Below are 9,902 nucleotides of genomic sequence, written 5' to 3'. Positions count from 1 at the left end.
GGCCGCCCGGCCACCCGACCGCCCAGCCCCGCGGCCCCGCGGCCACCCGCGGTCCTGCCGTCCCGCGCCCGCCGCCCGGGCGGCCTACGCCAGCAGCCCCGAGCTCTTCCACAGCCTGCGCCCCGGACCCCTCAGCACTCCGATGTCGTCCAGGAAGTCCGTCAGCCGCTTGGCGCCCGTCTGCATGACCTCCCTGCGGTGGCCGCTCGCCCGCACCTGGGCGACGGCCTCGCGGCGGTCGAGGCCGACGTTCTCGAACACCTGCGGGTTCACGAAGCAGACCGAGAAGACCCGGGCCGCCTCGCCGCAGCTGATCCGGGTGAACTCCTGCTCCCAGCGCGGCGCCGTCACCATCTGGCGGCGCAGCTCCTCGCGCGCGTAGCGGACGTGGCGGGCCTCCTCCACCACGTGGATGCGGGTCACGCCGCGCACCAGCGGCTGGACACGCTCGTCCGGGAAGGTGAGCCGCTGCATCCAGTCGAGGATCTCCTCGCCCAGCAGTGTCGCCGCGAACGAACCCGGCGTCGTCGACACCGTCTTCAGGACCCGCGCCAGGTTGTGGTAGAGGCGCGGCACCGGGTACGCGGGGGCGCCGCCCTTCTGGATGAGCCTGGCGAACATCATCGAGTGCCGGCACTCGTCCGCTATCTCCGTGAGCGCGTAGCGCACATGGTTGCTCGTGACCGACTTGTCGTAGATATGCCGGACGAGCAGCTGCATCAGGATGATCTCGAACCAGATGCCCAGCGACGCGAGCGACGCCGCCTCGTGCCGGGCGAGGTCCATCCGCTGCTCCTCGGACATCCGCCGCCACATCGGGGTGTCGTAGAGCGAGACCAGCTCCGGCGGCCAGAACCACTTGCCGTTCTCGAAGGGTGCCTCCCAGTCGAGTTCGGTCTCCGGGTCGAAGGAGTGCTTGGCGGAGGACTCCAGCAGCCGCGCGGCGACCTGCTCGCGGTCCCGCAGCGGTCCCAGCGCGTCGCGCAGCAGGCGCAGATCGGGTTCGGACACGGTCGTCATGGTCTCGGCCACCTCGCAGTCGGCTTCGGGTTCCCACCTTCGGTCTCTTATGAGACTCCGCGTCAGTAAGCCCGTCAATCCCCTGTGCGCGACTTGTTGACTGTGCGTCTAGCAGGATGGAGGCTGCCCCTCGTAGCCGACGCGAAGGAGCCGCCTGTGTCGACGCACGACCTGTACGCCAACGCCCCGGGATCGCTCGGCTGGCAGATCCCGGCTTCCGGCGCGGCCCGTTTCTCCTGGGAGTACGACGACGGACGCGACCGTCTCCTCGCCCTCTACCAGAAGGGCAAGGACAAGCAGTGGGACGGCGCCAAGCGCATCGACTGGGACCTGGAGGTCGACCCGTACGACCCGCTGGGCACCCCGGACGAGGCCATGACGGTGTACGGCACCCGCCACTGGTCGAAGATGACCGAGAAGGACCGCGGCGTACTGCGCCGCCACTACACGGCCTGGCAGTTCAGCCAGTTCCTCCACGGTGAGCAAGGCGCCATGGTCTGCGCCGCCCGCATCATCGAGTCGGCGCCCGACCTGGACGCCAAGTTCTACTCCGCCACCCAGGCGATGGACGAGGCCCGGCACGCCGAGATCTACGGCCGCTTCCTCCACGAGAAGATCGGGATGCTCTACCCGGTCGACGACAACCTCGCGTCGCTGCTCGGCGAGACCCTCCGCGACTCCCGCTGGGACATGCCGTACCTCGGTATGCAGGTCCTCATCGAGGGCCTCGCCCTGGCCGCGTTCGGCATGATCCGCGACACCACCGACAAGCCGCTGCCCCGGCAGATCCTCGCCTATGTGATGCAGGACGAGGCCCGCCATGTGGCGTTCGGCCGGATGGCGCTGCGCGACTACTACAAGCAGCTGACGGACGCCGAACTCCGCGAGCGCGAGGAGTTCGTCATCGAGGGCTGCTATCTGATGCGCGACCGGCTGCGCGGTGTCGAGGTGCTGGAGAACTTCGGCATCCCGAAGCGGGAGGCCGAGGTCATGTCGGAGCGGTCCGCGTATCTGCGGCTGTTCCGTAAGCTGCTGTTCAGCCGGATCGTGCCGTGCGTGAAGGACATCGGCCTGTGGGGCGAGCGGCTCCAGAAGGCCTACCTGGACATGGGGGTGTTCGAGCTCGGCGACTCCAGTCTCGACCTGCTGATGGCCGAGGACGAGGAGATCGCCGAGCGGCTCGACGCCGAACGGTTCGCCGCGGAGGAGGCGGAGCGCGTCACCGAGGTCGCCGACGCCGTCGCGGAGGGCGCGAAGGCGGAGGCGTAGGGATCAGGACGCGGCGCTCGCCGGACCGGGCGGGAAGCCGGTGCGGAAGGTGAAGGCATACGGCGTCGGGCCGTGCTTCCGCAGATGGAGTATGCGCTCTTCGGCGTCCGCCACGGTCGGGCGGCGGCCCGGCTCGACCCACCACAGGGCGGTCATCGGCTCGTGCAGCCGCTCGAAGAACTCGTAGCGGCGCCCGAGCAGTTCCCGGTGCCGCCCCTGGTACATGAACGCGGTCAGCGCGTCGGTGTCGCGCCACACCGACATGTTGATCATCATCCACTCGTCGTCCAGGACCCGCAGATCCGTGGCGTCGCCGCCCTCGGTCCGCAGCCGCCAGACGAAGCCGTCGGCCGCGTCGGCGACCGCGTTCACCGGGTCCAGGGCGTCCACGAAGTCCTTCAACTCCGGGGAGTCGAGCGGGTGTCTGAGTCGGGCGATGTTCACCTGTGCCAGTTCGTAGGAGGTCATGCGGCGCACGATAACCGCGCGTGCCGAACAGGCCCACCGGGTTTCGCCGAGCGAGACGGTCGCCGGCGGCGGCCGGCGCCGGGCAGCGGCGGTCGGCGGAGGCGCCGGCAGCGGTCACCGGCGGTCCTCCGCCAGCGCCGCCTCCATCACCGAACGGGCGACGGGCGCCGCGCTGCCGCCGCCGCTGATGTCCTCCCGCCGCGCCGACGCGTCCTCCACCACCACCGCCACGGCGACGGCCGGCCGGGACGCCTCGGCACCCCGCGCCCACCCGATGAACCACGCGTACGGCGTGCCCAGGTTGCCGACGCCGTGCTGCGCGGTGCCGGTCTTGCCGCCCACCTCCGCGCCCTCGATGGACGCGTTGCTGCCCGAGCCCCGCTCGACGACGTCCACCATCAGGTCGCGCAGCTGCCGCGCCGTGGACGGCTTCATGGCCTGCGCGTACGTCCGCCGGGGTGTCTGCCCGATGAGGCTGCCGGCAGCCGTCGTCGCCGACTCGACCAGATAGGGATGGGCCAGTTCGCCGCCGTTGGCGACGGCCGCCGCGACCATCGCCATCTGGAGGGGCGTCGCCGTCGTGTCGTACTGCCCGATCGCCGACAGCGCCAGCTGGTCAGCCGTCATGGCGGTGTCGAAGTTGGAGCGGACCGCCCGCGACGGGATGCGCAGGCCCGGATCGTTGAAGCCGAACCTGCGGACCGTCTTCAGCATCCGGTCCAGCCCGACCTGCACCCCGATCCGGGCCATCACCGTGTTGCAGGACCAGCGGATGGCGTACGCGAGGGACGCGTCGCCGCAGCCGGTCGCCTCGTTCGGGAGGACCGTACGGGTGCCCGGCAGGAGGTACGGGTCGGGGGTGCCCGTGGGCGCGTCGACGTCCGTGACGACGCCCGCGTCCAGGGCGGCCGCCGCGGTCACGATCTTGAAGGCGGAGCCCGGCGGGTAGGTCTGCCGGAGCGCCCGGTTCAGCATCGGCCGGCCGGGCGCGGTGTTGAGCCGGGCCCATGCCGTGGCGGCCTCGCTGCCGGTGCCGGACAGCACCCCCGGGTCGTACGAGGGGCTGGACACCAGGGCCAGGACGCGGCCGCTCGACGGCTCCAGGGCGACGACCGCGCCGCGCCGTCCGGCCAGGCCACGGTAGGCGGCCTGCTGGAGCGCCGCCTTGACCGTGGTGGCCACATGGCTGCCTGGCCGGCGGGTACGGCTGATGTCGTTCCAGAGGGGGAGCGGGGAGAGGCGGGGGCTGGTGCCGGACAGGATGGCGTCCTCGGCGTTCTCCACCAGGGTGGTGCCGTACGTCTGCGAGGCGTAGCCGGTGACCGGCGCGTACAGGGGGCCGTCGGTGTAGGTGCGCTCGTAGCGCAGCAGCTGGCCGGTGTCCTTCGACCCGGTGACCGGCTCACCCTCGACGAGGATGTCGCCGCGCGGCTCGGCGTACCGGGCGAGCACCTGGCGGCGGTTGGCCGGGTTGTCGTCCAGCCGGTCCGCCTGGAACACCTGAACGCGGGCCGCGTTGACGAGCAGGGCCACCAGCAGGACCAGACAGAGGGCGGCGGCGCGTCGGACGGTGGGGGTCCCCCCTGGCCGGGCGAAGTCGAGATCCGGGGGGATGGTCACCGGACGTCCTCCGGCTCCGGCAGCCGGGCGACCCCGGTCTCGGTGTCCGCGTCAAACCCCTCTCCGTCCTCGCCGTGGCCGGGCGCGCGGGCCGAGTCGCTGAGCCGGATCAGGAGCGCCACCATGATCCAGTTCGTGACGACGGACGAGCCGCCCTGTGCGAGGAAGGGCATCGCCATACCGGTGAGCGGGATGAGTCCCATCACGCCGCCCGCGATGACGAAGACCTGGAGCGCCAGGATGGACGCGAGTCCGATGGCCAGCAGTCGGCCGAAGGGGTCGCGCAGCGCGAGCCCGGAGCGGTAGCCGCGGGCGACCAGCAGTGCGTACAGCAGGAACAGCGCGGTCAGGCCGACCAGGCCCAGCTCCTCGCCCGCCGTGGCCAGGATGAAGTCCGACTTGGCGGCGAACCCGATGAGCGCCGAGTGGCCGAGGCCGAGGCCCGCGCCGAACATGCCGCCGGCCGCGAACGCGAACAGAGACTGGGCGAGCTGCCCGGGCCCGCGGCCCGCCTCGATGGACGCGAACGGGTCCAGCCAGTCCTCGACCCTCCCGTGCACATGGGGTTCGAGGGTGCCGACGACACACGCGCCCACGGCGGCGAGCAGGAGCCCGACGGCGATCCAGCCGGTGCGGCCGGTCGCCACGTACAGCAGGATCACGAACAGACCGAAGAAGAGCAGCGAGGTCCCCAGGTCCCGCTCCAGGATCAGTACGCCCACACTGATCAGCCAGATCGCCACGATCGGCCCGAGCACCCGTCCCGCCGGCAGCCGGATCCTCCACAGGCGGCGCCCGGTGTGCGCGAGCGCCGTGCGGTTGGCGGCCAGGTACGCGGCGAAGAACACCGCCAGGAGGATCTTCGCGAACTCGCCCGGCTGGAAGGAGAACCCGCCGACGCGGATCCAGATCTTCGCCCCGTTCACCGCGGGGAAGAAGATCGGCACGGTGAGCAGGACGAGGGCGGCGGCGACCGACACATACGCGTACCGCTGGAGCAGCCGGTGGTCGCGGAGGAACACCACCACGGCCGCGAACAGCGCGACGCCGAGAGCCGACCAGACCAGCTGCGTGGGCGCGGCCCGGTCGGCGGGGGTCTCCAGGTCGAGGCGGTAGATGAGGACGAGGCCGAGACCGTTCAGGAGGACGGCGATGGGCAGGAGCAGGGGATCGGCGTACGGGGCGCGGAACCGCACCGCCAGATGCGCGAACAGGGCCAGCAGCCCCAGGCCGGCGCCGTACCCGGCGACGTCCGGCGGCACGGCCCCGCTGCGGGCGAGTCCCACGTCGGCGTAGCCGTAGACGGAGAACAGCACGGCGCAGACCAGCAGCGACAACTCCACACCGCGCCGCTTGGGGAGACGTACCCGTGGCGGCGGGGAGTCCGACGTCGCTGGGGTCATGCACGGCAACGTAGCAAGATGGTGGTGTTATGTCCCTTATGTCGTGATGTGCCGCGCCGCCGTGCGGTGGGGGGTGGTCCGCTGAGTGCTCGTCACCGCCGGCAGGACCGCCGCCCGGACCGCTCCTGCGACGACCCCGGCCTACTCCTGCGACGACCCCGGCCTACTCCTGCGACGACCCCGGCCTACTCCTGCGACGACCCGGACGGCGCGTCGCTGTCCGGGGCGGGGTCCACGTACTCGGGGAGCGTCAGCCGCGCCTCCGCGCCGCCGGCCGGGGCGTTCGTGAACTCCAGCTCCGCGCCGATGACCGCCGCCTGGCCCTTCGCGATGGTCAGGCCCAGGCCGTGCCCCTTGCTGCCGCTCTCCGTGCGGAACCGCTGCGGCCCGTGATCCAGCAGGTACCCCGGATAGCCGTCCCCGTGGTCGCGGACGGTCACCACAGGGCCGTCCACGGTCAGTTCGACCGGCGCCCTGCCGTGCTTGTGCGCGTTGGCGAGGAGATTGCCGAGGACCCGCTCCAGCCGCCGCCTGTCGGTCTCGACCCGCACGTCCCGCACGATCCGTACAGCGGTCTCCGTGCCCGACCCCCGCACCGCACGCTCGGCCAGCGGCCCCAGCGCGTACACGTCCAGGTCCACCTTCTCGCTGCGCGTGTCCAGCCGGGAGATCTCCAGCAGGTCCTCGGTCAGCGCCCGCATCGCCCTCACCCGGTCCCGGACCAGCTCCGACGGCCGCCCCGGCGGCAGCAGCTCGGCCGCCGCGGACAGCCCGGTCAGCGGCGTCCGCAGCTCATGCGCCACGTCCGCCGTGAACCGCTGCTCGCTCAGCAGCTTGCCCTGCAGCGACGACGCCATCGTGTCCAGCGCGCCCGACACCGTCGCCACCTCGTCCTGCGGCCGCGACGGGTCCTTCGTACGGGGGTCGTTGACCCGCGCGTCCAGGTCGCCCGCGCTGATCCGCCGCGCCACCTGCGCGGTGAGATGCAGCCGGCTCGTCACCCGGGTCATCGCGAACCAGCCGACCAGCAGAGTTGCCGCGATCGCCAGCACCGACGACCCGAGGATCGCCTGGTCCAGGCCGCCGATCGTGCGCGCGCTCAGCGAGTAGTCCACGCGCACCGCAAGTGCCCGCCCGTCGGCCGGGCCCGCCGCCCACATCATGGGCCGACCCTCGTGGTCGGCGACCATCGTGCCCCGGCTGCCGCGCGTGGCCAAGTCGCGCAGCGAGGGCGGCAGGCCGACCGGGTCGACACCCGCGAACGGCGGCAGCGGCTCCCCCGCCTCGTACGCCCGCGTCACGTCCTCCAGCAGGGACAGCGCCTTGTCCCGGGACGTGTCCACCGTCTGCCGGGTGACGGACACATGCACCAGCGCGCCCAGCAGCGCCGCCAGCGCACAGCACATGAGCGTGATGAAGACCGCGGCCTTCCAGGTCAGGGTGGCCGTCCAGGCCGGCCGGCGCGGCACGGCCGGTACGCGTGCTCCCCGCGCCCTGCTCGCGGCGCTCACCGGGGACTCTCCCGCGCCTCGGGCTCGGGCTCCGGCTCCTGGTCCGGGCGCGGTGACGCCGCCTTCGGCGGGGGCGGTTTGACCCGTACGATCTCGTCCCGCGTCGGCAGCATCGTCCGCTGCTGCGCGTCCCACGACCACGCCGTGCGGTACTCATAGCCCGGGATGCCCGCCGAGACCGCCCGCAGGATCAGGTCCCTGCCCGCGAGCTCCACGCTGACGAGCTGCTCGACGGTCGACATGATGCGGGTCAGTCCGCCGTTCTCCGGCAGATAGCAGCGGACGGCCACCAGCTGGTCGGCCATCCTGATACCGATGATCAGCTCGTCCCTGCCGTCCCCCGTCAGGTCCCGGTAGTACGGCTGGAGTACGGGACACGCCTTCGGCTCGGTGCCGCATGCCCTGACGGCCCGCGCCGTCTCGTCGTACATGCCGTCCACGCCGCTGTACTCGTCCGGGTTCGCGTCCACCTCCGCCCGGACCACCGCCACGGGGTCGGCCTTGTGCACGTCGCCGTCCGGCAGCCGGACCCCCGGCACCCGCTGGGTGTCGCTCTCGCCGTAGTCGAGCGGAGGGGCCGTCACGGGCGGCAGCTCCGGCCAGAGCCGGACCGGCCCTGCGGCGGTCGGCGTCGCGCCCGCGCTCTTCAGCTCACCCGCGTTCCCGCAGGCCGTGAGCAGCGCGACGGCCGCCACGACCGCCGCGGGACGGGCCACGCGCGGCGCGGCGATGCGGTACGAGGTCACGGTGGTTCCGGGTGCTCCTGTGGGTGGTTGCCGGGTGCGGGGTAGACCCTATCCGCGCCCCGCGGCGGACCCCGGCGCGGTGCGGCACGCCGGGATGTCCCGCGCGACGCCCACCGGAAGGGTGGACGGTGCCGACCGTGCGGCCCCGCGCACGGAGTGACGGGACACGGCCACGCCTCACGTTAGGGCTTGCAGATCATTAACTCGCTGCCTTGATCTTGAGTGGGACGGTGATGCCTACCGTGCTCGCGTGGTCGTAAAGCTGCTCCAGGGTGGCGAGTTGCTGGTCAGTGCGATGGATGTTGTGTCCGGCCGTGCCGAGGAGTTGGCGGATGTCGCGGATGCGCCGGTTGATGGTTTCGGGGGTGACGCCGAAGAGGCAGGCGATGGCGACCTGCGGGAGCCCAAGCCGGTAGTGGAGGAGGGCGGCCAGGAGCCGGTCGGCGAGGGTAAGCATGGGGCGCCGTCCGGTGCCCGGGGCTGCCAGGCGGGGCCGGTGGCCGCGCCGCTTGTCCAGGTGTGCTTCCCGCTGATCCTCGTGGAGGGCGGTGAGTGTGGTGATCAGCGTGTCCCACTCCTGGGCTGGCATTCCGGTCAGAGCGGGGTGGCAGAGCCAGGAGAGGTCGGGGCTGGGCTGGTCGAACGGGTCCGGTGCGTCACCGACCTGGGCATACGCCTCGGGCCGCAGTGTGTAGTTCCAGTCGCCGTGCCACTCGTGGCGGTGCAGGGGTAGGGCATCCATCTGCCGGTCGACGATCCGGACTCCGGTCTCGTAGGCGTCTGTGTCGAGTTCGGCGTGCACCGTCAGCCCGGTGCGGGTGGTCGTCGCGGCGATGCTGTTGACGATGACTTCGTGGCTTGTCAGGGGCCTGCCGCGCCAGTTCATGGTGATGTGGGAGAACAGCCGGTGCTCCACTTTGTTCCATTTTGAAGTACCTGGTGGAAAGTGACAGACGGTGATTTCCAGGCCGGTCTCCAGGGCCAGAGCGGCCAGTTCGGCCTTCCAGGCGCGGGTGCGGTAGCCGTTCGAGCCGCCCGCGTCCGCGGTGATCAGCAGCCGCCGCGAGTGCGGATAGGCGCCGCACCCTTGGCTGCTCCACCAGCGGCGGATGGACTCCACGGCGAAGGCGGCGGTGTCGTGGTCCGTGCCGACGCTGACCCATCCGGTGTTCGCGGCCAGATCGTAGATCCCGTACGGGATGGCCTTGCCCAGCTCCGGGTCCGGGAAGTCGTGCGTCCGTACCCGGACCGGTTCGTTCTCACGGTGCCACTCGGCGCCGGCGTTCTTGTAGTTGCCGACGACTTCCTTCTTTTTGGTGTCGACGCTGACCACCGGGTCCCCGGCGGCCTGGTGCTCCTTGGCCCGCTCGTTGATATAGCGGAACTGGCCGTCGCGGTCCGGGTGCTGCCTGCCCTCGACGGTCTTGGCGTTGCCCTGCAGGCTGAAGCCTTCTTCACGCAGCAGGTCGGCCACGGTTTCCGCTGAGATGCGGTGGCCCTGCCGGCTCAGCTCGCCGGCCAGGTGACGGGTCGACTTCGTCGTCCAGCGCAGCGGCGACATCGGATCACCCCGCATGTCCGGCTCGACGAGGGCCAGCAGGGCAGGCCGCAACCCGGGATCGAGATCCACCGCACGCTTGCGGCCCCCGCCCTCCCGGCGGACCCGGCCCAACGGGGCCACCCCGGACTCCAGTTCTGCCACTCCGCGCGAGACGGTACCCTCGCGCACCCCGGCCGCACGGGCCACCGCCCGGATCCCTCCATGCCCCAGCGACCGGGCCTCCGCCCCCATGGCCAACCGGCGCTGACGCTCGTCCAGATGCGGGAACAACGCCTCGAACTTCGCGGCCAGTTCCGCCTCAACC

8 protein-coding genes are annotated in these 9,902 nt (G+C 71.7%); 1 reads left to right on the top strand and 7 read right to left on the bottom strand.

Annotation, left to right across the window (positions count from 1 at the left end; all coding sequences use genetic code 11):
- Positions 1-84: 84 nt before the first annotated feature.
- The gene (locus FVS66_RS16730) at positions 85-1,020 is read right to left on the bottom strand and encodes a diiron oxygenase (protein ID WP_149181986.1); all 936 of its coding nucleotides are present in this window, start codon (positions 1,018-1,020) and stop codon (positions 85-87) included.
- A gap of 156 nt (positions 1,021-1,176) precedes the next feature.
- On the opposite strand from FVS66_RS16730, the gene FVS66_RS16725 reads away from it, so the two are divergent.
- On the top strand, positions 1,177-2,289 hold the full coding sequence (locus tag FVS66_RS16725; RefSeq protein ID WP_149181985.1) for a ferritin-like domain-containing protein: 1,113 nt from the start codon (positions 1,177-1,179) through the stop codon (positions 2,287-2,289).
- Positions 2,290-2,292: 3 nt separating this feature from the next.
- Here FVS66_RS16725 and FVS66_RS16720 read toward each other — a convergent pair whose 3' ends face one another.
- From FVS66_RS16720 to FVS66_RS16695, 6 genes are all read right to left on the bottom strand, one after another.
- A complete protein-coding gene (locus FVS66_RS16720) occupies positions 2,293-2,757 on the bottom strand; it encodes a DUF3291 domain-containing protein (protein ID WP_149181984.1) in 465 nt (154 codons plus the stop codon).
- A gap of 114 nt (positions 2,758-2,871) precedes the next feature.
- Positions 2,872-4,377 (bottom strand): penicillin-binding transpeptidase domain-containing protein, encoded by a 1,506-nt coding sequence (locus FVS66_RS16715; RefSeq protein WP_262387037.1) that lies wholly within the window; start codon positions 4,375-4,377, stop codon positions 2,872-2,874.
- Positions 4,374-5,780, bottom strand: a complete 1,407-nt coding sequence (locus FVS66_RS16710) for an FtsW/RodA/SpoVE family cell cycle protein (protein WP_149181983.1) — start codon at positions 5,778-5,780, stop codon at positions 4,374-4,376. The genes FVS66_RS16715 and FVS66_RS16710 overlap by 4 nt, the downstream gene beginning before the upstream one ends.
- 185 nt (positions 5,781-5,965) lie before the next feature.
- Complete coding sequence (locus FVS66_RS16705; protein ID WP_262387036.1) at positions 5,966-7,291, bottom strand: HAMP domain-containing sensor histidine kinase; 1,326 nt, start codon at positions 7,289-7,291, stop codon at positions 5,966-5,968.
- Complete coding sequence (locus FVS66_RS16700; protein WP_149181982.1) at positions 7,288-8,037, bottom strand: hypothetical protein; 750 nt, start codon at positions 8,035-8,037, stop codon at positions 7,288-7,290. The genes FVS66_RS16705 and FVS66_RS16700 overlap by 4 nt, the downstream gene beginning before the upstream one ends.
- A gap of 199 nt (positions 8,038-8,236) precedes the next feature.
- Positions 8,237-9,902 (bottom strand): ISAzo13 family transposase (locus FVS66_RS16695; RefSeq protein WP_399225460.1); only part of this gene is annotated, 1,666 nt, incomplete at its 5' end.

The organism is Streptomyces sp. TRM49041, from assembly GCF_008271805.1.
Lineage (GTDB): Bacteria > Actinomycetota > Actinomycetes > Streptomycetales > Streptomycetaceae > Streptomyces.
The sequence above is the reverse complement of the archived record's forward strand: the minus strand, read 5'-3'. Positions and strand labels throughout refer to the sequence as shown.

Coding starts and splice junctions, on each gene's coding strand:
- FVS66_RS16710 (WP_149181983.1), bottom strand. CDS start 5,780: ATGACCCCAGCGACGTCGGACTCCCCGCCGCCACGGGTACGTCTCCCC.
- FVS66_RS16730 (WP_149181986.1), bottom strand. CDS start 1,020: ATGACGACCGTGTCCGAACCCGATCTGCGCCTGCTGCGCGACGCGCTG.
- FVS66_RS16720 (WP_149181984.1), bottom strand. CDS start 2,757: ATGACCTCCTACGAACTGGCACAGGTGAACATCGCCCGACTCAGACAC.